The sequence below is a fragment of the Acinetobacter sp. GFQ9D191M genome, from assembly GCF_011174875.1.
Lineage (GTDB): Bacteria > Pseudomonadota > Gammaproteobacteria > Pseudomonadales > Moraxellaceae > Acinetobacter.
The window spans coordinates 1-24,176 of sequence record NZ_JAALGV010000111.1 but is presented as its reverse complement, the minus strand read 5'-3'; the positions used below and the strand labels follow the sequence as shown (position 1 = coordinate 24,176).

The 24,176-nt window shown below is 38.5% G+C and carries 24 protein-coding genes; 21 read left to right on the top strand and 3 right to left on the bottom strand.

Going from position 1 to position 24,176, the window contains the following annotated elements; genetic code table 11:
* Position 1: 1 nt before the first annotated feature.
* A complete protein-coding gene (locus tag G5T77_RS14920; RefSeq protein WP_005028631.1) occupies positions 2–448 on the bottom strand; it encodes a DotD/TraH family lipoprotein in 447 nt (148 codons plus the stop codon).
* Positions 449–1,524: 1,076 nt separating this feature from the next.
* On the opposite strand from G5T77_RS14920, the gene G5T77_RS14915 reads away from it, so the two are divergent.
* From G5T77_RS14915 to G5T77_RS14820, 21 genes are all read left to right on the top strand, one after another.
* On the top strand, positions 1,525–2,745 hold the full coding sequence (locus G5T77_RS14915; RefSeq protein ID WP_228719351.1) for a hypothetical protein: 1,221 nt from the start codon (positions 1,525–1,527) through the stop codon (positions 2,743–2,745).
* Positions 2,746–3,033, top strand: coding sequence for a hypothetical protein (locus G5T77_RS14910; RefSeq protein ID WP_032055042.1), 288 nt, complete (start codon positions 2,746–2,748; stop codon positions 3,031–3,033).
* Positions 3,034–3,043: 10 nt separating this feature from the next.
* Positions 3,044–3,727: a DotI/IcmL family type IV secretion protein gene (locus G5T77_RS14905; RefSeq protein ID WP_005005897.1), complete on the top strand. Its 684-nt coding sequence runs from the start codon at positions 3,044–3,046 to the stop codon at positions 3,725–3,727.
* A 13-nt stretch (positions 3,728–3,740) separates the two neighbouring features.
* The gene (locus G5T77_RS14900) at positions 3,741–4,688 is read left to right on the top strand and encodes a DotH/IcmK family type IV secretion protein (RefSeq protein WP_005005900.1); all 948 of its coding nucleotides are present in this window, start codon (positions 3,741–3,743) and stop codon (positions 4,686–4,688) included.
* A gap of 21 nt (positions 4,689–4,709) precedes the next feature.
* Positions 4,710–6,233 (top strand): DotG/IcmE/VirB10 family protein, encoded by a 1,524-nt coding sequence (locus G5T77_RS14895; protein ID WP_005005904.1) that lies wholly within the window; start codon positions 4,710–4,712, stop codon positions 6,231–6,233.
* A 5-nt stretch (positions 6,234–6,238) separates the two neighbouring features.
* Complete coding sequence (locus G5T77_RS14890; RefSeq protein WP_043041531.1) at positions 6,239–7,120, top strand: hypothetical protein; 882 nt, start codon at positions 6,239–6,241, stop codon at positions 7,118–7,120.
* A gap of 10 nt (positions 7,121–7,130) precedes the next feature.
* Positions 7,131–7,706, top strand: a complete 576-nt coding sequence (locus G5T77_RS14885) for a hypothetical protein (protein WP_005005910.1) — start codon at positions 7,131–7,133, stop codon at positions 7,704–7,706.
* A gap of 167 nt (positions 7,707–7,873) precedes the next feature.
* Positions 7,874–8,287: a hypothetical protein gene (locus tag G5T77_RS14880; protein WP_166135299.1), complete on the top strand. Its 414-nt coding sequence runs from the start codon at positions 7,874–7,876 to the stop codon at positions 8,285–8,287.
* A 110-nt stretch (positions 8,288–8,397) separates the two neighbouring features.
* Positions 8,398–9,285, top strand: a complete 888-nt coding sequence (locus tag G5T77_RS14875; protein ID WP_024160797.1) for an HNH endonuclease — start codon at positions 8,398–8,400, stop codon at positions 9,283–9,285.
* Positions 9,286–9,295: 10 nt separating this feature from the next.
* The gene (locus G5T77_RS14870; protein ID WP_024160951.1) at positions 9,296–10,498 is read left to right on the top strand and encodes a hypothetical protein; all 1,203 of its coding nucleotides are present in this window, start codon (positions 9,296–9,298) and stop codon (positions 10,496–10,498) included.
* Positions 10,499–10,555: 57 nt separating this feature from the next.
* Positions 10,556–13,738, top strand: a complete 3,183-nt coding sequence (locus G5T77_RS14865) for a hypothetical protein (protein ID WP_166135296.1) — start codon at positions 10,556–10,558, stop codon at positions 13,736–13,738.
* A 122-nt stretch (positions 13,739–13,860) separates the two neighbouring features.
* Positions 13,861–16,653, top strand: a complete 2,793-nt coding sequence (locus G5T77_RS14860; protein WP_042892356.1) for a type IV secretion protein DotL — start codon at positions 13,861–13,863, stop codon at positions 16,651–16,653.
* A 674-nt stretch (positions 16,654–17,327) separates the two neighbouring features.
* Positions 17,328–17,462 carry a hypothetical protein gene (locus G5T77_RS17385; protein WP_257221201.1) on the top strand — a complete coding sequence of 45 codons (135 nt, stop codon included), beginning with the start codon at positions 17,328–17,330 and terminating at the stop codon, positions 17,460–17,462.
* A gap of 86 nt (positions 17,463–17,548) precedes the next feature.
* Entirely contained in the window at positions 17,549–18,637 is a 1,089-nt protein-coding gene (locus G5T77_RS14855) for a DUF6685 family protein (RefSeq protein ID WP_065995116.1), read from the top strand.
* A gap of 12 nt (positions 18,638–18,649) precedes the next feature.
* Entirely contained in the window at positions 18,650–19,156 is a 507-nt protein-coding gene (locus G5T77_RS14850; RefSeq protein ID WP_104221741.1) for a hypothetical protein, read from the top strand.
* On the top strand, positions 19,149–19,691 hold the full coding sequence (locus tag G5T77_RS14845) for a hypothetical protein (protein WP_005005928.1): 543 nt from the start codon (positions 19,149–19,151) through the stop codon (positions 19,689–19,691). The genes G5T77_RS14850 and G5T77_RS14845 overlap by 8 nt, the downstream gene beginning before the upstream one ends.
* On the top strand, positions 19,688–20,059 hold the full coding sequence (locus G5T77_RS14840) for a hypothetical protein (RefSeq protein ID WP_005005929.1): 372 nt from the start codon (positions 19,688–19,690) through the stop codon (positions 20,057–20,059). The genes G5T77_RS14845 and G5T77_RS14840 overlap by 4 nt, the downstream gene beginning before the upstream one ends.
* 9 nt (positions 20,060–20,068) lie before the next feature.
* Entirely contained in the window at positions 20,069–20,488 is a 420-nt protein-coding gene (locus tag G5T77_RS14835) for a hypothetical protein (RefSeq protein WP_033917401.1), read from the top strand.
* Positions 20,489–20,493: 5 nt separating this feature from the next.
* The gene (locus G5T77_RS14830; RefSeq protein WP_043041543.1) at positions 20,494–20,946 is read left to right on the top strand and encodes a hypothetical protein; all 453 of its coding nucleotides are present in this window, start codon (positions 20,494–20,496) and stop codon (positions 20,944–20,946) included.
* A gap of 99 nt (positions 20,947–21,045) precedes the next feature.
* The gene (locus G5T77_RS14825; protein ID WP_043041524.1) at positions 21,046–21,558 is read left to right on the top strand and encodes a hypothetical protein; all 513 of its coding nucleotides are present in this window, start codon (positions 21,046–21,048) and stop codon (positions 21,556–21,558) included.
* Positions 21,559–21,826: 268 nt separating this feature from the next.
* Positions 21,827–22,684, top strand: coding sequence for a hypothetical protein (locus G5T77_RS14820; protein WP_240904193.1), 858 nt, complete (start codon positions 21,827–21,829; stop codon positions 22,682–22,684).
* 55 nt (positions 22,685–22,739) lie between these two features.
* On the opposite strand, the gene G5T77_RS14815 is transcribed toward G5T77_RS14820, so the two are convergent.
* Both G5T77_RS14815 and G5T77_RS14810 read right to left on the bottom strand, forming a co-directional pair.
* Positions 22,740–23,117, bottom strand: a complete 378-nt coding sequence (locus tag G5T77_RS14815) for a hypothetical protein (protein ID WP_057694184.1) — start codon at positions 23,115–23,117, stop codon at positions 22,740–22,742.
* 13 nt (positions 23,118–23,130) lie between these two features.
* Entirely contained in the window at positions 23,131–23,493 is a 363-nt protein-coding gene (locus tag G5T77_RS14810) for a hypothetical protein (RefSeq protein WP_227520106.1), read from the bottom strand.
* Positions 23,494–24,176 lie beyond the last annotated feature (683 nt).

Sequence of the window (24,176 nt, the reverse complement as noted above, 5' to 3'; positions counted from 1 at the left end):
GTTAGTTATAAGTCAATAAAATACTTTTATTTTGATGATCTAGAGTTATCGAAGCAGTATTTAAATATGCAGAAATATTGCGTAAAGCTTCTACACCCGTAACACGCTTTTTATTAAAATTAACAATTGGAAGCTCATGGGTAGGACCAGCTTCTACAAAACGGTATCCGTATTGGCTAGAAATACTTTTAATTAAAGGTATTGGATCGCCTATGTAGTCGATATTTAAAAGGTCATGGTTGATGCTACCTTGTTTCTTCTGAGCAGTTTGCATTTGAATTGCAGTAGAGTTCTTTAAATTCTGTTGTGCAATTAAAGCCTCTTGAGATGCTTCAGATATAATAGATAAAGGGCTTGCTACGTTTAATTGCGTTACATCACGACTAGCACATCCAGACATCATTAAACCAATTGCAAGAACGCTTAAAAGCTTTTTATTGTGCTTCATTTTTACTCCGGATTAAGTGGGTATAAAGACAAAATGATTTTAGTCTAAAAACTTTTAAAATGCACTTTATTAATTATAAAAAACCCCTTAAAAGGTATAAAGCCGACTTTTAGACACTCGCTTAAACCTAATTTATAAGCTTTAACGTATATCTAAGGCCGTTCTTTAGGCAGTCGTACCTGGCCTAAACAAGACAAATCTGTAAAAAATACTCTTTTTAGGTGCATTGTCTGTCCAAAACAATGCTTTTTTTTAGTAATACTTATCTGAAATGGAAATACAACGTACTTTTTTCAATCAATTATAGAGAATAAATGAGCTCTTATAGTTTGCTAGACGTCTTTTATAATCCTTTATAGTCTTATTCTTTCTTTTTATTATCTTTATTGTTCTTTTTTTAGAATAAATTTTATACAGAAAATAACAAACTAGATTTAGTTTATTTTTTACTTAAAATATTGTTAATACTGTAATTTATATTTTACAATATAGAAGTACATTAATAAAGATGTTTATATACTTTTTTAATTAACAATAAAAATATTAATGTGATTAATGCAATTTATTTATAAGTCAGCTTCTTTAATATTAAATAAATTGATAAAAACTGTTTGAAGAAAAAATTCATCTTGGTATATACCATTACTAATTTAAAACTTTAAAGACATTACAACTACTACTTATAAAAACCTACCCTATGGTTTAGTGCTGTGCATCTTAAATATAAAGTTTTACACCTTAAACACCAATTAAACTGCAATAATGATGTGCTTAGAGTCGTATTTATCCCTAAAAATTTAAGGCATCAGCACTGGCAAAAGACTATTGAAACTACGCATATCAAGCACTTCACTGTAAAAAAGGCCCACTGTGTTTTTATGATTTCTCAACTTCATTTTTTTGATTTTTCCACTGTACTAACAAGAGAGGAGTCAAAAAAGACATTTGCATTTATTGGGCTTAAAAGTGAAAAACATTTTGCTTAAAGTGAAAAACGTTTTAACGAGTACTTTTAGAAAGGTGTTTAACGTTGTAGTATGTGCTCATGTTTTGTATGTGGATTAAGGGTGGTAGTGGTGAGCAGTTTTGAGAATCCTAATAGCTATCCAAAGACATTAAAAGAATATACAAGTCGTATAGAAGATTTTCCGTATTCTACTAAGACTAAATATGATATTGAGCTTAAGCAAAAGATTGATAAACATTTAGATAGTTCAGAGCTAGATTTAAAAATGTTATATGAAAACATATATTCTGAATTTAAAACTAAATCTGAAAATGGATATTATGCGGAATCTACATTTAGAACATATCGTGCATATTTAGTATATGGAATCGGTCTAAAGCTTAATGAGCTAAATAATGGCTCTATTAATGATGAAGATATAGATGCTGGTTTTGATGAATATTTTTTAGAAGAACTATATTTAAGAATCATTAACACAAAATATACAGCTAACAAGGACAAACCTAAGCGTACTTCTGAGCTGAAAACAAAGTACTTTGAACGCACGTTTTACAACTACTTGGTAAGAGAATTCGAACATAAGAACGAGAGTAACACTAGGATTGGTGAGTTTGATCGGATGATGGTTGCTTTTGTTGATGCCAATCTTGTTGTTGGATTGCGTCCTGTTGAGTGGTTTTCCGTTTCATTCTGTTGTGCAGTAAAAGGACCAAAACTGATCATGATTGTGGAAAATGGCAAGGCTACACATGGTCGGGCTAATGGACTTAAAAGGTATTTAATACTTGATGACCTTAAACATGAAGATCAAGAAAAGATATACCTTTACTGGAACTTGCTAAATAGGTATGTGAGAAAGGTATCTAGTTTAAATAAAAGTAGTGGCTATACCTTTGGATGGGATGAAAAACAGACTTTTATTAAAATACTGCAAGAGCGTTTACGTTTAAGTTATATCAATTACTTTAAACTTAGAGGCAAGGTTTTAACTAATGAAGATCAACGACCTACTTTATACAGTACAAGGCATCAATGTATTGCAAATGCTAAGGTAAAGGGTATTGATAAGTTTGTGATAGCTGGTGCTTTTGGACATGCTGGTAAAGATACTGCTTCTAACTTTTATGGGCGAAAGTGGAGAGGCCATAGTGGTTTTAGTATAAAGCCTACTTTAGATTCTATTGAAAACGTTAATGGTAGCCATGAATTTGTTAAAACACTTTTAGCTAATAACCTAGATACCTTTTATTATTTTGATCTTAATATAGCAAATGAGTTTAATACCGACTATTATAAGGACGAATTAAAGTCGGGTTTAGTGATTGACTAAATGGATAACTCTAAAACTAATTTGACTACTTCAACATGGGGCTCTCCTTACGCTGAAGTATCAATAATAGGTAAAAGAAAATACGCAAGGCTTTTAAGAGTGTTGGTTGGTACGTTTGCCTCATTGTGCATTTTAACCGTTTTAACAACGCTTAGTTTTGTGGCTTTTAAACTCACCACAACAGATTTCGAATCTATGGTTTTTGATGACGGCACACCAGTTAAGTGTGTGCTTAGCTCTAAATCAGATCGTCCAATTCCATCTGTTATATATCAGCCAGCGAAATAGGAGTGCTGTTGTGTCTAAAGACAAATCTAATGAAAACGCTGAAATAGGTTCTTGTGATCCTAGTCTTTGGCTAAGAAAACAGGTGGATGAAAAAGATAAGGAGATTGCAAAGTTAAGACGATGGCTTGTTTTCGTGTTTTTCGCTTTTATCGTGAGTGCTGTTCTTGCGATGATTATTTTTGCTGCCTTTAATGCATACCCTAAAGTTAAAGCTGTTCAAACAGTAGATAACTCGGTTATCTGTCCAATCGAAGCATCAAAAAACCCTCGCGTTACTGACGTTGTTATTTCTGAATTCGGTAAGAGTGCAATACTTTCTGTCTACAACTTTGATTTCTTGAACTGGCGTGACGTTATTAACAATGCTGGTTCAATGTATTTCACTGAGGGCGGTAAAGATTCATTGATGAAGCAAATCGCTCAATCACAAACAGTTGGCACAATCGTACAAAACAACCTAACGATGCGAACTACTGCTACTGATGTTCCACAAATCGAAAACCGTGATTTACATGCTGCAGAACCTAGTTGGACTGTTCGTGTTCCTATCACTACTCAATTCTTTTTAGGTGACAAACAACCTAAAGAGACTCACCGCTTCATTGCGACAGTTACTATTGTTGAGCATCCACGTTCTTATCTGAACTACAACGGTATTGCTGTTAAGACAATTACGTTAACTCCAGCGCGTTAATTGGATGAAACTTATGAAATTGAAAAAATTATCTTTGGCTCTTTTTGCTTCTACTGCATTAACTACAATAGTTAATGCTGCTGATATGCCCCCGAATACTTTTGCGGATGCTCAATCTCCTTTGGTTGCACCTGAGGTAGTTGATACAGCATCGGAAATTGACAGACAGGTTCACAACCTTGTTGGTTTGCAGTTCACACCTGAGCAAACAAAAATAGTTAAAGGACTTTTGTTGCAACAAAAACGAAGCCTTTCTAGTCCTTATGTAAATACGCCACAAGCGAAAACCCGTAGTTTGGGTATTTCATTAAACCCTGGTGAGGAACCGCCAGTAATTCGTTTAAGCGCTGGCATGCTATCTACTATTGTCTTTACCGATTCTTCAGGAAATCCATGGAACATTGAAAAGATTTCTTTGGACCGTGGACGTTTCTCAGATGGTTTGGGTGAGCAAAACGAAAAAGAGCCAGATGAAATCCCTGAAACTAACATCCTTTCAATCGAACCATTAGATCCAGCTGCTTTCGGAAACGTAACGGTCACATTAAAGGGATTGGGTGCTCCAGTAATTTTGATGTTAGCTACTGGCCAACGTGATTTAGATGTTCGTGTAGACGCACGTATACCTGGTCGAAGCCCAACAGCCAAAGCTATGTATTCAACAGGCAATCAAACATCGATTATTCCAGATGGTGTGAGTTTGCAATTTATGGATGGCTTGGCGCCTGAAGGTGCTGTCGAAATGCGAACCGATAGTCCTAATGTCCGTGCTTGGAAGTTTGGTGGCTATATATATGTGCGTAGTAACTTTGGTGTTATTCAACCAGCCTTTTTGAGTTCTTTCCGCGCTAACAACGGTATGAAGATCTTCCGTTATGAAGATTCTGAAGATCTGAAATACATCACATTTTCAACGACTGGCGGTACACCTAAAACTGTTTACCTCGAAGACGCATTTTAAGTCATTAAGTGAGAAGTAAAAATGGATTCAACGAACCAACAAAATAACCCGAATGACATTGAAGAGAATTCTAGTCGTAGCACTGAAGTAGGTACTACCGATGAAACTATTATTTCTGCAAACCAAGTTCATTCAGAAGAAGACCAACCTAAAAAACTGAAAAATACAAGTATTAAAACTGCTAACAAAAAACGTGTTTTTGCAGATACGCGCTTTCGCGTTGTTGCAATTATTGGTTTGGTAGTAGTTGGTGGTTTAGGCTTTTTTATGTTTAACCCAATGGGGAAAAGTGACCAACTAGCTTTAGATAATCAGGTTGCTATTGCTACACCAGAAATCCAAGGACAGGGTACAAATGTTATCCCTCCTGAATACGTAGAATATGAACGTCAAAAACAAGCTGAAGAAGCTGCTCAAGCTGGCAAAAATGGTGAAAGCTATTTACCCGAATTTAAAACAGTTGCAACACAAGATCCAAACGGCGATCTGAACGATCAGAACTTTATTACAGGTCCAAATGGGCAACCTGTAAACGGTTCTGCAAAAGGTGGTACACCAAACATTACGCTTGAACTTGACCAGATGGCCAGAGCTAATATGGCAAATCAAGGTGGTGCTTATGGTGGCGCATTACCTCAACCAACTAGCGGTGGTCTACCACAACAACCACAAGCACAAAACGGTGCTAATCAAAACGCACCGATTTATCAAACTAACTACGCGCAACAATATGAACATGCTTCATCTGCTGCTAATGATGTTGCTAATGTATATAGCCAACAAGCAGCTGCTAATGCAGAACGTAATGTTGCAACGCGTGAATTAAGTCAAACTGCTTTTGTTGATCAACTTGCTGCGTTTTCTAATACAAAGAACAAGGTCAACGGATATTCAACATATAAATATTCACACAACACTAAAGCATCGGAAGGGCAACAAAACCTTGGAAGCTTGAACGTTGCGAAAACGACTAGCGAATCTACTAAAGGACTAGCAATCATTAAAGCTGGTACAACAATGAAAGCGCGTTTAGATACAGGTGTGAATACTGATAAAGGTAAAAACCTATTTGCTACTGTTATTGGCGGTAAATTTAACGGCGCAAAACTTATTGGTACTGTTGGTCTGAATACTGCGGATATTGAATTTAACTTTACCCGTATGTTGTTTAAGGGCGAAGAGTATGCAATCCAAGTACGAGCTTTAACTCTTGGAACAAAACAATCGGGTATGGCTGATAAAGTCCAAAAACACACTTTGCAAAAGCTTGGCGGTATGGTTACTGCTGGAATCTTTGAGGGGTACGGACAAGCCTATCAAAACATTGGTACAACCCAAATCACAAATACTGGCAATGTTGTAAGCACGAAGGAAGAGCCAAACGATAAAGAAATTGCCGGGAACATCATTGGTAACGTTGGTACGGAAATGGCGAACATGGCACGTACATCAACAGTTCGACCAACTACGTATATCGTTAACAGCGGAAAAGTATTTGAAGTCTTTTTTGATGCTGACGTAACAACACCGAAAAGTAAGGGGTAAGCGAAATGTCTGATAATCAAATGACTGCTGAACAGGCAAAGAAAAACCTAAAAGATGCTGAAGGCAAACCCCAAAAAGGCGAAGGTGGTGCGAAGGGTGGTATTCCTCCAAAACTTCTTATTGTTATTGGTGTTATTGCCTTAATTATGATTGGTACTTTCTTTTGGATACAAATGAGTAAACCAAAAGACGTCAGCACGGCAGTTGCTCCAGAACAAACACCAGAATCCATTGATACTGTTGGTCAAGGCATTCAACAAACACAAGCAACATACATCCAAAATCAACAACCTTTAAAGGACAATAGTATTGCTGATGATACGGCGTTCATTGTTGATGAAAATATTGTGTTTAAAGATCCTACCACTGGTCAATACATGATTATGTACAAATCCATGTCGTATCCGATTGATTCTGATCTAGGAAAAGAGGCAATTAGCTTCTATCAAAGTCAGGGTACGAATGCACTTGTTTTATTACACCGTTTGCAAGAAAAAGAGCAAGCGCAAGGGCAAATACAAAACGGCGAACAAACTGCAGTTGCTCAATCAGAAACCAAAATCAAAAATGAACAACTGAAAGCTGAAAATGACGATCTTAAAAACCTTGTTGAATTGCAAGAACAGGCAATTAAGGAATTAAAGACTAGTTTAATCACAATAGCTAAAGACCAGACTAAGCAAAAGGCTTTAAGTACATCGGGATCTAAAACCTTATCAATTCCAAAAGGTGCAAAACGTTTGGATGCTTTTGCGGTTGTAGGCGATCGTGCTTGGATGACAGATTCTCAAAACCATACATATACAGTCTATGTAGGTCAGAAGATGCCAGACAATCGCACGGTCTATGCTGTTGACGAAAACGAACAAGCCATTTGGGTGAAATAAGGAAAATAGCGTGGATGCATTAGATATAGTTAAAGCGATATTAAACATATACGGTCCACTACTAAGCTTTATACGCATTTGCTTTGTTGTAACGGGGTTGGTGATTACTGGCACGGCGCTTTTTGACTTAGTGCAAGCATCATCACCTCAACAAAAGTTCTTTGGTCATGGAATGAAAGAGCCTACCACTGGTGGGGCATTGTTGAAGATTCTTATCGGTGGTGCTTTTGCATCACTTGGATATGACGGATATATCATTGGTGCACTAGGTTCTTCATTGTTTGGTGGTAATGGCATAGAACTTGTAACGGTACAAAGTTACTTGCCTGATGCTGGTGCTAATGATTTAGGTGCATATATCGTTACGGCGGTTGTAGGTTTTACGCAACTGGTAGGGATTATAGCGGTAGCTCGTGGCTTATATGGTTTTGTAGAGAAAATTGATGCTCAAGGCAATGCGACATACCGCAAAGCATGGGTTTTAATTATAACAGGTGTATTATGTGTATACGTTCAGGACGTACACGATGTCTTTGTTAATACCTTTGGAACACAAATAGGAGGAACCTTTTTTACAATATTTTAAACAATCTTCTTAAAATAGGGTGAGAGTTTCTTAAAAACATTGTATAAGATATTGAAGATATTTAACGAGAAGTTTAAAATTAAGCAACTTAAAGCAATAGGGTTTTAAGAATGTTTAATTACAGTGCGGAGATTAGCTCCCGTATATTAAATAAAAGGAAAATGCCAATGGTATCATTAGTAAAACACTCAGTTCGCACTGTAAAAGCGACTGCATTCCGCGCAAAAGTAATGTTTTTAGCCTTTGTTTCTGCATTAATGGGTCAAGTTGCATATGCAAACACTGGCACATGGAACCCAGGTGGTACAGCTTATGGTAAACACAATGCTGGTTCTGATGCGAATGAAATCTTAGGTCGTGGTGAAACATTAGGTCAAAACGTTTATAAATTCTTAATCGTAGTGTTCATGGTGCTTGGTTTAGGCTTAGTTGGTACTGGTTTGTATATGATGTATACATCAGAAGAAGATCAACAAAAGAAAAAGAAAACTGCTTGGATCTGTATTGGTGTAGGTGGTGCGTTATCAATCGTAGGCTTCATCATGTTCTCTGCTGCGAACACTATTACGGGTAGTGCGTAATATAATAATAAATAAGTTTAAAAGCGTGGCTTAGGCTGCGCTTTTTTTATTTTAAAAATAGTATATACATGTTTTAATTAGACCTTACTTAATAGTATTAAGGGGTTTAAGTGAAACATATAAACCGTAAGTTTGGTATTTTAAGACCTATTAACGGCGTAAACGACAAGCAAGAGATACGTCAAGATAAAACTATCCATGATGGTTTTAAAACCAATGAGACAATAAAGCAAATAATGTCTTCACAACCAGCTAAATGCTATTTTTGTGATTTCTATGACGAATACTTTTTAGAGCCACATCACTTAGACGGCGATCATAGCAACCATACGGCTGAGAACATTGTAGCGGTCTGTACGCTATGCCATGCACAAAACCACATCTTTGCACTATCACTGGAAAAGAAAGCTGAAATATGCGTATTGAGTACGAACATACCTCAAGAGATCTTTAATCAATATCAACGTGCATTACTGGTGTTATCGCATAAGTCTGACAACCAAGATCCTGAGCTTGCTAAGTTCGCACGGCGACATCGCCAAAGCTTGCTTGTAGAGCCGTTAAAGCGCCATCAACGCCCTAATCCTACAAAGATGTCTGAAGCAGAATACGCACGTAATATGTTTGAGGATATACAGGCGTTTAATGCGATTAAGACACGAACCCAAACAATTGATACCCAACTGTACTTCACGGACATTAAGTTCAACACAATGGCTGAATATGAAGAAGCCAAGCAAGAAGATATGTTGGTAGCGAACGTTGATTACGTAGACCAGCTCCGCAAGTACAAAGAGTGGTATTTGAATGCCATCAAAGAGAACAAAAACTTTTCTTTGTATCAACTCGCAAAAGCTTTGGAAAAGGTATCAGACGAAGCATACGAGAGCTTTAATCTGCCAAACCACTACATAGTATTTTCCCCGAATATCTTTACTGACGAGCAGTATGAGTACTACCAAACACTAGATGTATTTAAGGGTTTGGGTGATAAGTGAGTTCACATAAATGACAGAATGCTTAACAGATACCGAATACATAGATATGAGCTTAGAAGACGTTATATCGGGCATAGTGTTACAGCCATTTAAGCCTGACATAGTGAATGATATAGCGGTATTGGATAGCGTATTTGAGACGGACATATTGAATGATGATGAATACTCATTTATTGGTCCATACATCTACAAATATTGGGAACTTGGGATAGATGCACTACCAAAGGAAACGCACGATCAGCTATCGATATTTCGCTTATGCGTTATAGGTACTGAGGCTTTCAACTTCCTGAACGATTTGTATATACCAACGACTCGCGACACTGGTCATACATCTAACACGCTAATGCTACTCCATGTTGTACATATAGCGATAGGGAATCAGACAACAACTGGTGAAGACTCAACGGGGCATTTTCAAGATCCACTGATTAAAGCGCTACTGTTGATGAATATCCCCGTTAACAGCGATTGTTTGCTGTTGGATGACACTTTGGTACACCTAAACAAAATAACGGCGCTGAGTGGCTTAGACGTTGAAATACAGGTTAAGCAAAGTGTGAGTGTGAAGCATAAGAAATTACTAAGCACCAACTTTGGATTTGACAATCCATTATCAATTATAAGCGTTTTGGAACAAAAGAAACTGTCTGAAGAACTGACACGCTACTTTCCGATGATACATCTACCAACGTCCGTAGAAGATGCGACAAACCAGATAGATACGGGCAACTTAAAAATGAGTTCGCTGCAATCTTTTTGTATATACCAAAACTTAAAGCTATCGGTGTCTAAAGTTTTCCACGAACAGGGCTTATACCAGAACAAAGAGATCTACATAGAGCTTGATAAGGTTCACTTCCAACTTAAAAATACAGGTTCCTTAAACTTCAAGGTGGGTACTTTAGGTGAAAGCCAAGAGGTTTTAGAAACGGCGTTTTGGCAACTGCTTAATAAGGGTTTAGTGTTTGACCTAAATAGTTTTAAGAAGTATGTCGAATTAAAAGAGGACGAAACCGTTAAAACTGATGTATTTACTAATTCAAAAAATGATAATATCCCTTTTAACAGTACCTACTATGAGCTTTTATTAAGGTTGGTTTTAGATACAAGCTTAAAACCCTCTGTAAAAAGTCTTGAGGTCGCAATTCAAAATAAGGATTTCGACAGTGCGATTAACGTTTTAAGAGAATTACCGTTTTTTAGTGCTTAATGCTTAAAGGCATGTCTAATCAAAGATAGACGTAGAAAGGTGAATAAAGGTGTTTAAATGAGTAAGAAGAAAGCTGAGAAGTCTGGTTATAAAAAGACTGGTTACTCCAAGATTGAAATTATATTGATGTTATTCCTACAAAGCATGAAAGCTGACGTAGAGGATTATTGCGATTTAGAAACAGTATCGGACGAACATACGTTTGTCACAAAAACTGGTACAATGATTACGATCATCGAATACAAGGGGATTAAGAGTTTAATTAGTGGTGATGCATTCAGCCGTCAAATTGGTTTGATGACGAGCAACATGCGTAACTACTTCAAAGACCGTGGACATACGATTCATCTAGCGTTCAAAGTAGACCATGAGACGCCATTCGCGATTCATGACTTGAATGCCATGCAAAAGGCGACCACGGCGCGTTGTGCGATGAATCTAGACATCATCATTGATGAAATGACAGAAACCATTTCAGGCGGTGTATTTAACGAAAGCTGTTATATCGCTTTAATCTCTGAGCCAACCTTACTATCGCCAATCGATAAGGCTCAAGACTCAAAAAACCGTAAAAAGCTACTGTCGCAAATTACAATGCCAAGTACGGTCAATGCTCAAGACATGCTTAAATCATCGGACAGCTTATACGTACACCATGAGTCTTTTGTCTCACAATTCTTAAACTCACTCTCAACTGAAGAATTTCCAGCAATCTATGAAGTATTGAATGTTGTTGAAGCTGGTCTAGCGATTAAAAAACAAATTGCCTCACATTCAACTTCAGATGACTTCACCTTGTCTGTGCCGATGCTGAATACACGCTTACCGATGCGTTGGAAAGAAATACCATCAGAACATGATGCGTCACACGTTTTGTATCAACCGATCTCAGAACAACTCATGACGAATGCGATCTTACCTGGTACAAGTCAAGGTTCATTCTATCCAGTGGGAAGTGTTATCACTGACGGCGTTGTATATGCTCCATTGATGGTAGATATATATCCAGCGAAGACGAATACGTTTGAAACGCTATTCCGCTTATTACACCAGGCCAAAACGCACGACACTAGCGGTAACATCCGTTCTATCCCATATGCGGTGAGTTACTGTATTACTGGTGATGGTATGGCTGGAACCATGATGAAACGCACGTTATCAAGCGTTATTCACTTTATGACGGCACAAAACAAAGCCATTCGTAATGCTGGTAACATTTTGATGGCCACTAAAAATGACCTAGATCAAGTAGACACTGTTGCTGGTCTGCAAATGACCATGATGACATGGGCACCAAATACCGAAGATGGTGTAAACATTCTTGTAGGACGGCGCCAAAAGCTTTGGAAGAGTTTTGAAGCGTGGGGCGGTGCAAAAGTCATGGAACAGGCTGGCGATCCTATTTTGACTTGGGCATCACATATACCGGGCTTGATGGTACGTAATCACGCACCTATTTCACCGGCACCGCTGTTTGATGTGTTCTACATGTTACCGCTGACACGTATTAACTCACCATTCCATAAAGGGCATCAGCTCAACAAAACCTTAGACGGTAAACTGATTATTCTTGATTCGTTCTCAAATGAAGTGACTGTATGGACGACTATTAACATTGGTAAACCGGGTACGGGTAAATCGGTCACAATGAACAAAGGCATGCTTGAGGACATCATGATGCCTGGTAACGAGCGTATCCCGTTGACCTATATTGTCGATGTGGGTGAGTCAAGCCGTGGGTTAGTAGAAACAGTGCAAGATTCATTGCCTGAAGAGCTACGTCACTATGCCATCTATAAGCGTATTAAAAACTCAAAAGAAGAAGCGATTAATCCGCTTGAATTCAGTATGGGCTTACGCTACCCGTTAAACTACGAAATGCGTCAAATGACAGCGTTTTTAAGTTCATTGGTAACACCGCCTGAATTGAAAGGGCAACCAGCCAAAAATACTTCTGACGTTATTGGTGCGGTCCTACGCCGTACATTCTATTTTGCTGATGATACGAATGCTGATCATAAAGCACGTAAGTACATGCGCTTTGCAGATCCAGAACTAGATCGCATCATGGAAAAACACGGACTGATTGAGCCACATTCTGAACAAGGTAAGGATATTTCTTATTACGCTCTACGTGACCTTTTCCATTCTTTGAATGAGATCCGTGGACGCACGTTGGCACACCGTTACGCAATGCCGACTATTGGCGATATGATTGAAACCCTTTCTGATTCATCAATTTTAGATGTTTGGAGTGATGTTCATATTGATAATGAACGAGCACTGGACTTTTTGGCGCATCAGATTATGGCTGCACAAAATACCTATCCAGCATTCTTCTATCACACTAACTTTGACATCGGTAACGCTCGTGTAGCTTCTATCGACTTAAACGAAGTTGCGACATCATCAGATCCTAAAACTACATCTCTATTCTTCCAGATTGTACGGATGTTCATTAAGCGTAAGTTCGCCGTGAGCCGTGACGATATTCCAAAATTCCCACAAGCTTATCGTGAATATGCAACCCAACTGATTAATGAGCTTCTTGAAGACCGCAAAATTATGTCTTATGACGAATTGCACGTTGCGAAAGGCGATCCAATCCTATTAGAAGAATTGGCTGAAGACGCACGTACATTGCGTAAATGGGGTGCTCGTCTTAACTTGGCATCACACAAAGTAGAAGACTTTAAAGACTTGGTTGGCTTTGCTACGGCGTATGTGATTGTCGATCCTGGTACACGCGAATCTCGTGAAGCTATTCGTGACAGTATCGGTCTAACTCAACTAGAAATGGATGCTCTTGGTTCAGGTAACGTAGGTTTCTCAGATCAAGGCTTAACGTACTTCAGTAAAATTAAACTCGAAAAAATGGAATGTTCGGGCTTATATACCGTTTCACTTGGTCCAATCCTTTTATGGTCACTCAGTACACATCCCGATGAACGTGCGCTCCGTAACTACACGTATGACCTTATCGGTGAACGTGGTAAGGCGTTGAAGGTCCTTGCACAATTTTACCCAAAAGGTGCGAAGAACCAGATTAAGACACGGCGTACCATGATTGAGAAAAATGCCAAAAATAAAGGCACGGACTTTGACGAAAACAAAGCAACTGCTTCAGTGATTTCTACCATGGCACAAGAGATGGTTGTTGAATATCAACGCTATGAACTTGAGCAAAACATGAAGAAAAAATTACTGAACCAACGTAAGTCTGAAGCTGTTTCTTCTTAACTCCAATCAGCTATATAGATTTGCGTTAATTGGTATATACATTGAAGTGCTTGGAAATGGGTAAGGTCGTTAAACAACGACTTTGCCTATTATCCTGAAGATAAAAGAGTAGGTCGCAAAGCATGGCTTCTACACAAAAATACGGCACACAAACAAAGTTCAGGCCAAGTTCGCTTAAGCGTGATACACGATCAGGCTTAGAGAAAATCCATTTAAAACTTACAGCGCCAGACGGCGCTAATTATTTGGTTGGCGTTCTTGGTGCTATTGCAGTTATTTTGTTTGTTGTTCCGTTTGGCGGTGAGATATTTATAGGGATCGCGTATTACCTATTAAAACGCTACACACATCCGAATGATTACTTTTTTGAGTGGCCATTCCGTGCGCCGTTGCATTCAAACTCACTGGATGCGTCAACTGACATTACATCACGCGTAAAAGATGACGTACTGGACAATCCAAAAGCCTTTTTGGAATACGCACGTACCAATCGCGATAAGCTACAAGGTGAGGGTGTGACTTACCTTGGTCGTTGCCGTGAAACTGGTCTACCTGTTTATGCATCTAACTCCGATGACCGTACACATCAAATTGTGTTAGGTACTACGGGTTCGGGTAAAACAGAATACATGCTAGGTAACTGTGCCAACCAGTACGTACAAAACTCAGGTTATATCTTTGTAGACGCAAAAGGTGATACCAAGGCTCAACAAGACCACTATCGTTTATGTAACCGCTTTGGGCGTAATGAGGATCTATTAACGATCAACTTCATTACCTCAGGTCGTAACATGCTACGTGCACAAACCGACAAGATGACCAACTCAATGAACCAAATGAGCAACACCAGCTCAGGGATGTTGATTGAATTCTTGATCAACTTGCTTGATGACTCAGGCGGTGGCGGTGGTGACATGTGGAAAGGTCGTGCGATGGCCTTTATCGCCGCACTTACACGAGTTTTGGTCTATCTACGTGACAATGGCTTCATTCAGCTTTCACCAAAAGTATTCACGCAATACATGGAACTTGAAGCACTTGAAGAATTGGTATTTTGTCATAACGATAAATACGGGATTGACTTTGAACGTGTGGCTGAACAACTTCAAGGCTACCTCGTTTCATTACCTGGTTATTCAAGCAACCCTAAAAAGTTAAAGAAACAAGAAACCAAAACCCGTGAGCAACACGGTTATATCACCATGCAGTTAACCAAAGCGATTAACGACTTGACGTTTAACTACGGTCACATCTTTGGTGTAGAGCATGGCGGTGATATTGATATTTTTGACGTTGTACTTAACCGCCGTATCTTAACTGTGCCATTACCAGCTCTTGAGCGTTCACCAGACTCACTCAAAATGCTCGGAAAATTAATCATTGGCTCAATTAAACAAATGATGGCTGGTTCCCTTGGTAACAAAATGGAAGGTTTACGCCGTGCCATTATTGACGCACGACCAACCAACGCCACTACTTCATTTAAGCTATTTTTGGACGAATGGGGCTACATCGTTATTGTCGGTGCTTCGGTTTTACCAGCTCAGGCACGTTCGCTTAACTTCTCTATTACGTTCGGTGCTCAAACATTTGAAGATATTGAACGTGGATCTAAAGAGGAAGCAGCTGCTACATGGGGTAACACGACCGTTAAAGCCATTGGACGTACTACTTCGGGTGCTGAAAGTACAACATACAAATTGGTTGATGGTTTTGCTGGTGAAGAGTGGCAAGGTAAAGTTAACTCAATCAATATGTATCAAGGTCTAGTATTCAACCGTTCGGTACCACAAACAGAAGTCCAGTTCGCCAAAGAAAAACGTGTGACAATTGAACAAATTGCCGGACAGCACAACGGCGAATTTACCTTGCTCATATCAACTAAAGGGGAAGGTGGTAAAACTTCAGACGTTAAAATCGTATCAATGTTGGCGTTCTATGTGGCTGGTGATCAACCCAAGTACTTACGCTTAAATGACCTTTGCCCAATCTTCAATATCCAAAAATCTGAAATCTACGATCCTACTTTAAAAATTGAAGACTTCATTCATGAGATTGAGGAAAAACACACGCTACTGACAGACAACAATTCATCTGCCAATGTCACGGCGCTTGGTGATTTTGAGATCTGCAGAAAGCTCAATAACACCTTGTACGAAAACAACAACACGGTAAAAGACTTTACTCAAGATTTTGTACATCAGATTCTTGAAGCAAGACGTCTTGAATCCATCACACCTGAAGGGATGGCACCTGGTCAAAGAACAGTAATGTCTTCGTCCACGGCGAAAGGTGAAATCTCCAAAGAACAAAAACACCGTGAAAGTATTGTTTCAGCACAAAAAGAAGCAAACATTAAAGACCAGATTATTGAGAAGCGAAAACAGTTCCAGTACTTCGGTAAAGATTCTGACATTTCACCTCAAGTACAAGCTGGTGCTTACAACAATGCGGATCTTGATGCTGAATTTAATATCTATGGTGAACGTATAAGCGAACCTGAACAGGCTCAACAGGAAAGTGATGTTGAAACTGTGACTCGCGCCGTTATCACACCAATGAACCTAGACAGCTACTATGATGAATTGAAAGAGATCCTAACAGGATATGACTTAACCGTTGCGCCAATTACTGAATATCAGCTTGTTCAGATACCACGCCATGTAAAACCTGAAGATCAGACACAATACATTGCGGAAAACAAAGCCAGTCTTGATCAAGCCATCTCACATAGCACTAAAAATGAAATGGAATTCGTAGAACAACAGTATGCAGCTAAGTTTGAAAAAGCTTTGATGAAAAACCCGTTCTCGCACGAATGCGTTACTTTTGAAAAATTGTTGGTGATACTTGGTTCAAAAGGTTCTTCAGCTTCATTACGATCAGGCATTACAATCAAAAAAAAGGATGACTAAACGCATCCATGTAGAAGACATAAGGCTGGTTATCCAGCCTTTAGTTTTTTTGGGTGAGCTGTTTGTACTTAATACGCCTTAATTCATCACTCGGCATGTATTGGGCTATTTCATATTCGCTCTTATACGGCGTTTCATTGAATATGGCCAATAACAACAACTGCGACAGCGGAATGGCTTCAGGCACCATCATTTCGATTAAGCGAAACTTTTCAGACGCATTCACATCAAATGCAACCAATAGCGCCGTATATGGAATGTGGCGATCTGCAAGTGATAAATCGGGGTAAATAGGTTGGTCCTAGTGCTAACGTTTGAAAGTCATACATATTCAAGCAAGAGATAGCTTTAGGTACATTGGATAGGTTCACGGCGTAAGATTCAATGTTTGAACACATATTGGCATCCAGTTTGGTTTTAACCCTAGTTTAGATGCATTTTAATATAATAACTTAGTTTTAACGTGCGTATTCTTAAACATAACTAAACCACTTCTTAAAACCTTGTTTTGTTTTAGGCTTAATCGGTATATACCATTTCATAAAAAGTTTAATGAACTGTGTTTTACCCTTTACAATCCTTAATACATCAATTAAATTGCCCTTAAATCACATCCAATATACAGGATATAGGCAATGACTAAAGAACAGCTAGACGACTTACAAACACTTGGAATGACTGACTATAAAACACGTTTACACGTTAAAGGTGTGCGAATTGTTGAAGTGCAACAGTACTCAAAGTCTGTCGATAACAACGCCGTACAACCACTTGCAACTAATACCACTCAACCGCAATTCTTAAATTAATTTTCCAAAAAAATACTTATAAGCACTTTCTGTATTAATATATCTTTATTAGTTTTAATAAAGCATTAATCAATGGAGTGCTTAAAATGTTAGACACTTTACTTTCGGTATTTTCAGCAAAACATAAGCTTTATAAGAATCTCAAGTTAAAACCCTTTATTGATACCCGTTTAGTCAATTCTGACAGCATCGCCATGACCGATGTTTTCCCTTTTCATCAAATCAAAGATTCTCTTTGTATGACTGGTATATCTCCTACTAATTTTGTACCAGGCAAAAACATTGTTTTGAATCCACATGCCAAAGATAACGATTCCATCAGCTACCTTGGTCAAGATACGCAAAATCATAAGCCGTTCTACATCTCTACCTTTGCTGAAGAATTGGCTGAAGTATTTAATCCGATTTTTGCAGAAATCATTCATCTTGAAACACCATGCTTACTTGACCTATCTGAAATTGGGGGCTTCTCAAATTCCAAGTCGGATTTAAGCCAGTACCGTAGCATTGATGATTTTGTAAAAAACGCATGCCCTGATTACATTAGTGATGTGAGTATGGAAAATTTAGATCGAATGTTGTTATGGCCAGAAATCCGTTTATTGAACTCTCCAGATACAACCACTGATCAATTTTTTATCTATGGCTGGAGTCCTAAGATTTTTGTTCAAAATGCTGGTGGATCACATCACATGGCTGCTGCACATTACTTGGCTAAGAAACTGAGCCAATGTGTGCCGATTCAAGGCAAAGTAAGTTTGAATCTAATCTCAAGTAAAGCACTTCAAAACTTTGATTCAAAATACGCTGCGTTCGCCGTGCCAGATGATGCATTGATTGATATGGGGAATGATTTATCAGAATCAGGGCTTGAATATCAGCTGGTGTTTTTCCGTGAACGTGAAGTTAATTTTATCTTCTTCAAAAAGAATGATCAGAATGCCCGTGTTATTTCGCTATTCAACAATCTGCATGCTTCATTGAATGGTGCATTAAAGTCGGCGGTTCAAGCGCAATTCAAAAATGAAGCACTACTCACAGTCATGAGTGCTAACCTCTCTGATACATCAGAAGATCAATTCTTTAGCACACGACCTCACTTGGCTGAGATCTACAATCACGTTCAAAACGAAATTTGTTTGAGTGGTCCTAAACCGACTAGCCCGACAATCTAAGGGGTAGGGAATATGGATCACCAATCATCAACTACACCACATGCACTCATTCTCGGTCTGACACTTGAACAGGCCATTTCTGTTTTAGCAAAGAAACCCGTTGATGCTACCCACTACAACTATCTTGAAGATGACGAGTACAACACCTACGTCATGATGAAACCTGAGTGGACTAGCCTCAACAAACATGCCTACCTACATGTAGATGGCTTAACCCATGAGCGTAAATGGATGTTTATGCCGAATGCTTCAGGTGAGTACAACTTGCTAGAGGGCTGTATTGACCTGTTTGAACTTAACCAGGCCATCGAACAGCAATATCTTGTGTTTGAACAATTCCTGAATGGCCACGGCGCACCGTTCCGCAAAGTTGGTGAGAAGTTTTCTTTTGTCACTCAACTTCTCTTTGATGCATGGGTGATAGATCCAGAACGTGCGATTCAAAAACTTCATGAGATGAAGGAAACAAAAATCTCATTACAAGTGCCTTTGCTTCATGGGGATAGTCAGCATGATTGATACGCAAAATACTAATGAAAACATTGCTTCAGAAATTGAAGCTCGTAGCGCTTTTGAAAATAGATACGGCGTGGTCGGTAGTCTGTTGGCCAGTGGCAACTATTCTTCTTGGGTGCATCAGGCGAAATGGGAAGCTTTTCGTGATGGTTGGATGCAAAGTGAAGTAGAAACTAAAAAATCTATCTATCAAATGCAAACACCAGCCATCAGCGATGACCAATTGGAAGTGGAAAAATTACTGCAGTTGCTCGATGACTTTTGGAATAAGAAATGGGGCGATTGGAAATCATCTGCAGATATGGTGGCGCAAGGTGAGGCAAATGCCTATGAACATGCGAGAGGATTGCTTGAAACGGCGATAAAACAAGATGAAGCCACATGCCAGTGGTTACGCAATCAATTGGCAACGATTCAAACTGAATTGGATGCTTTTATCACATTCGTTAATGAACACCTTGTTTACCATGAAAGTGATGGTCCAGATTTAATGTCGAAGATCCAGAAGCTCAAACATTTGATAAAGGTTAAACCATGATTACGGTTCAAATAGAGATGTGTGGCTTTGGGATTAAACGGCGTTGGGAGTTTGGAGATCCGCGCCGTGCGCCAATTACAGTTTTAGAAATGGGCTTCATTAAGGTTTGTAAAATGCGTGGTGATAGCAAACTGGTTGAGTTCATGAGGGGTTATGCAGACGACAAAGAATTCAACTGGCATCCCAAAGTTCGCATTGCACGTAGAAAAGCAGAACGTAAAGCCTATTCGTACTATGACAACCACTACAAACAGCAGATTAGAGAACTTTTCGATCGCCAAAATGTAGACCGCCAAAAACAATATGAATTGGAACGCCAAAACAAAGCGTTATTGGCTGTTATTGAACTTAAAAAAGAACAATCGTAGGTATATACCATGACGGGAATTGAATATTTTCAGAAATATGGCTGGAGTCACGCCGTCCAGTCCGTTAGTCGAATTCCAAGTGAATACAACGAATATTCACCAGAACTCAAAACTGTTGTTGTAAACGGCAACTTTCGTTATGCGATGGCTGCGGAAATCAGCAAAAAGAAAACTGAAGTCTATGTCACTGAGCTCAAACAAATCATTGAGAGTGAAAAGCTACTAGAAGACTTCTTTAACTTGAATCTGGTTGGTATAGAAAAAGGCTTAAGTAATGCTAAGCGTGAAATGCAAGACATGGAAGAACAGGGGATTGTTGAATTCAACCATCGTTTTGATGACGACCTGACTTGCACCACGGAACGCATGAAACTTGCCATCGCTCAAATAGACCATCTTTATCAAAACAACATTACAAAAAGTGAGTAATGCCCATGTTAGAAATGTTCCAAAATCAAACTATGCGATATATCTCTATTGCCATTGGCGTGATTAGTATCTTTATATTCCTGTACCTACTTAAACTCGGTGAGGGGCTTGTCATTAGCCTTATGGTTGCTGTGTTCATATGTGGTTTGAGTTTACTCAAACTGAAAAACTACTATGAAAAAAATAACCCATACATCAGTGCAGAACACCTTGCTTGGCTGTATGGTGAATTGCAAGAATATGACCAGGATCTATTCACAACTGTTAGCAATCTGACCAAGAGTACTGGACGTTTAGAATTGAGCCAGCTTAAATCAATCCGTAACCGCTATGCTTCTTCCATGAACGAAACTCAACTACAAGCATTGGCCAGTGAACATACTGAAGAAAGCAAATATCGCTTAGACCAGTACAACTACTCAATTTATGTGATGGATGAAGTCATTAATCAATATTAATGGCTGTATGCAATCTCTATTAACATCGCCGTGTTATATATCTGCTATACGCGGTATCAAATGTATAAAGAGATATAAAACTATTGAAAGGTTTATAAAATGAACACAACTCTACCTATTCTTATTCATAGCGTTATTGGTGGTATTGGTGAACATCCAGATGCTAAAAAACGAAGCTTAGGATACGGCGCTATCATGCTGTATATACCGATTGAACATATGGTCGGTTCAGGTGTACTTAAGCTGATGATTGATGTGAATACACTGTCGATCTATGCGTCTGAAAATCCTAATTACCTAAAACAACCACATACCATCAATGAAGCTTCTCACTTGTGGAATGCATTGCGCTTTGACAGTGCTTCTAAAGCCAGCCGGAAGGTCATTCATGATAATGGGTATGTTGAGTGTTTGTTTTCCATTCCTATGAAGGTTCTTGAGCCATTTATGGATGCTGAATTGATTCAAAACGAATTAGGACTTCCATACATGGCCATCGATCAAACTGACAAGTCGAAATGCATGCCGATTTGGTATGATGATGTCAGTAAATCTACCAATCAATTTATTGATGGCAACTACAACGATTATCCTGGTGTGCAGGCATCTTAAATTTTTAAGAAAAGTTTTTAGCTTTGATGGTTTATTAATATATTTATATCGACCACATTGGCGATGATGAAGAGAACAGACTCAATATGGCCCGTTTAATGGGCCACATTTATTTTTATAGATTAGGGATGCCAACGGCGTGAAAACAAAAATCATTTTAAACATCATTTTGTGGACCTTAACCGTCCTAACTTGTTTTGCGTGGATTGCCTTTACGTTTATTCAACCAGTTGGCTACACCATGACTTTTCTTGTTATTTTAATCTTGATGACAGTAGTGCTCAGCTGGTGCTTGGCAACACCTTATATTAAGACCAAAGACCGAACCAAGCGACTAGACGAAAACTTTATGCTACTTATGCTCTCTGTTGCTGTTGTTCCATTCCTAATGTTTCTACTGTCATATGGTTTTATATGGTGTTTCAAAACGCTAGAAAAGAAACAGTTCAACCATGACCATATTGCTGCGATGGTACCGGGTAGTAACTTCAATCAACTACAAAAGTTTGCCAAGGAAAACTACAACGCGCCACTTGTGTTAGGTGACTTTAACGAAAGTTGGGCTTTAACTTCCTTAGATATACCGCAAGCTTCTCCAGCTTCATTAAGATCTAGTACAGGATATTGCCTGGTGAATATGTCTAAAACCAGCATGAACACCATGTATAAAGAAGCAAAAACCGATGTAAGCTACAACGATTGGGAAATGCTGATATTAGCGCACGAGTTATCTCACTGTTTAGATCGTGCGACCGATGTGCCTGGTGAACTTGGCCAGCCACTTAAAGCATTAAATTCAATTGCGCCGTCTGATCGGTCCAAAGTAAAGATGGATGATGTATCTACCTTTGTAACCGCTGAAAGTAGCGGTAAAACGCAACTATGGCGAGAATCTTATGCGGATCTGTTTGCGGTAGGTTTTATGTCACTTGATCCAAAATACGATACTGCAGCGTTAAGAGAAAGCCTGATTAAATTACGTGAAAAACGTAAGGCACAAGATCCAACCCATAATTCGGTGTGTTGGTTGCAGTATTCTAAGAGTCAGCCTTTCCCACAAAAAGGTTCGGATGTTTTTTCTTGGGCAAATAACATCAGAATTAAAGCGCCGTGCGAGTTGAAATAACTTGTCTTCAGACAAATTAAAAGCCCGAATTTCGGGCTACTTTTATACCAGCTAATTAACAATAAAAGCCAGGGCTTATAGTTGGTGCAGACATATCATCATAGACGCAATCTATACTGACTGCAGGTTTATCAATGTGGCTAAATAAGCTTGGATTGACCAATTGATTTGTTAGCTTAGATTTTTCTATACTAAAGCCAACCAGTTCAACTTCACAATCACACACGTAATGGAATTTTGCCTTACCGTGCAACACAAATACATTAGGTGACTTCTCATACATCTTGAAGTACTCGGCTTGAGTTTGTGACAATGGAACCTCCAGCACCACAAAGCCATTTGGTACGACAAAAACTGCAGATCCATCATTTACTGAGTAAACGATGGCTTGAACATCAGAAGCACGTTCAAAACCCACACTTTTTTTTATCATTTAGATTACCTTTTTATATTGTAGCGAATGAACGTTGTAAAACAGATTGTAGATCTGCTTCATTTGTAATATTCGCCTCGAGCGCAGCGTTTCGTACATCAGCTAGGTTTAACCAATGGCGGTGCTCAGCTTTAGTTTTTTCAATTTTGTGTGGTGTTCTTGGGTATTCCCAACTCCAGTAATGCTTTTTATAAATCTCCTTATCTTTCACAAGATACGCCTGTATAGATTGACTATCCTCATTAGTTGCATAGCCAACGCCAAAGTAAATATCTAAACCTTGCTTTAGTGCAGTTTGATAATCGGCTTCAAATTGAATAACAAGGGATTCAATCCTAGCTTCATGAGAAAAGATACTAGATAGTTTTAATATCACACGGCTCCAAGTTTAAGGCAATATGCCTCGAGATAAAACCATTATAACGGTCAAAATCCACTAAATTAGTTTATTTAAAAAAAATTTCATTAAAGTTAAACCATTGAAGATTAAAACATACGGCGAAAAACTTAGGTTTTTTATTCAATATTAATCAGACTTACTCAAATTTAGTCTAGATGAACTGGTATTTTTAAAATTAAGGCTGCTTCGCGTTCCCATTTGTGAACAGATTCTCATTTTTGAGAATGAATTATATTTCATTTTTTGACTGACACTGGAACAATTAGCCATAGACGAGTAGGGGGTGGGTAAAGCCATATACCACATTTAAGAAATAACGCCGTAGTGGTGTTAATTCATTGTTAATTGAATATGGTTTGAATTAAGGCTTGATGGAAATGCATTAGTAGAATTATGGGTGCTGAATTATCAAAATTAAGTTTTGGATTATTTTAATCAACTAAAAAAACATCGTTTGCGTTTATAAAGCCAGCAGTTGATCAATTAGCTGATCAACGCAAGGGTATTAACCTTTTTTATGGTTTAAATACTTTTGAGTACGTTCTAATAATTTCGGGATGGTTTTTTCTGCTTCTTCTTGGGTGAGATGCAAACCATAAAATTTATTAGTTGTTCCGTAGCTTTCATTAAGTACTGAATGGGAGTGACGGGCACTGGCT

What these genes read in the sequence shown, in the direction of transcription:
- G5T77_RS14920 (WP_005028631.1), bottom strand. Translation starts at nt 448, where the DNA reads ATGAAGCACAATAAAAAGCTTTTAAGCGTTCTTGCAATTGGTTTAATG.
- G5T77_RS14910 (WP_032055042.1), top strand. Translation starts at nt 2,746, where the DNA reads ATGGATAACTCTAAAACTAATTTGACTACTTCAACATGGGGCTCTCCT.
- G5T77_RS14900 (WP_005005900.1), top strand. Translation starts at nt 3,741, where the DNA reads ATGAAATTGAAAAAATTATCTTTGGCTCTTTTTGCTTCTACTGCATTA.
- G5T77_RS14895 (WP_005005904.1), top strand. Translation starts at nt 4,710, where the DNA reads ATGGATTCAACGAACCAACAAAATAACCCGAATGACATTGAAGAGAAT.
- G5T77_RS14890 (WP_043041531.1), top strand. Translation starts at nt 6,239, where the DNA reads ATGTCTGATAATCAAATGACTGCTGAACAGGCAAAGAAAAACCTAAAA.
- G5T77_RS14880 (WP_166135299.1), top strand. Translation starts at nt 7,874, where the DNA reads ATGGTATCATTAGTAAAACACTCAGTTCGCACTGTAAAAGCGACTGCA.
- G5T77_RS14870 (WP_024160951.1), top strand. Translation starts at nt 9,296, where the DNA reads ATGACAGAATGCTTAACAGATACCGAATACATAGATATGAGCTTAGAA.
- G5T77_RS14865 (WP_166135296.1), top strand. Translation starts at nt 10,556, where the DNA reads ATGAGTAAGAAGAAAGCTGAGAAGTCTGGTTATAAAAAGACTGGTTAC.
- G5T77_RS14860 (WP_042892356.1), top strand. Translation starts at nt 13,861, where the DNA reads ATGGCTTCTACACAAAAATACGGCACACAAACAAAGTTCAGGCCAAGT.
- G5T77_RS17385 (WP_257221201.1), top strand. Translation starts at nt 17,328, where the DNA reads ATGACTGACTATAAAACACGTTTACACGTTAAAGGTGTGCGAATTGTT.
- G5T77_RS14855 (WP_065995116.1), top strand. Translation starts at nt 17,549, where the DNA reads ATGTTAGACACTTTACTTTCGGTATTTTCAGCAAAACATAAGCTTTAT.
- G5T77_RS14850 (WP_104221741.1), top strand. Translation starts at nt 18,650, where the DNA reads ATGGATCACCAATCATCAACTACACCACATGCACTCATTCTCGGTCTG.
- G5T77_RS14845 (WP_005005928.1), top strand. Translation starts at nt 19,149, where the DNA reads ATGATTGATACGCAAAATACTAATGAAAACATTGCTTCAGAAATTGAA.
- G5T77_RS14840 (WP_005005929.1), top strand. Translation starts at nt 19,688, where the DNA reads ATGATTACGGTTCAAATAGAGATGTGTGGCTTTGGGATTAAACGGCGT.
- G5T77_RS14835 (WP_033917401.1), top strand. Translation starts at nt 20,069, where the DNA reads ATGACGGGAATTGAATATTTTCAGAAATATGGCTGGAGTCACGCCGTC.
- G5T77_RS14830 (WP_043041543.1), top strand. Translation starts at nt 20,494, where the DNA reads ATGTTAGAAATGTTCCAAAATCAAACTATGCGATATATCTCTATTGCC.
- G5T77_RS14825 (WP_043041524.1), top strand. Translation starts at nt 21,046, where the DNA reads ATGAACACAACTCTACCTATTCTTATTCATAGCGTTATTGGTGGTATT.
- G5T77_RS14820 (WP_240904193.1), top strand. Translation starts at nt 21,827, where the DNA reads ATGACAGTAGTGCTCAGCTGGTGCTTGGCAACACCTTATATTAAGACC.
- G5T77_RS14815 (WP_057694184.1), bottom strand. Translation starts at nt 23,117, where the DNA reads ATGATAAAAAAAAGTGTGGGTTTTGAACGTGCTTCTGATGTTCAAGCC.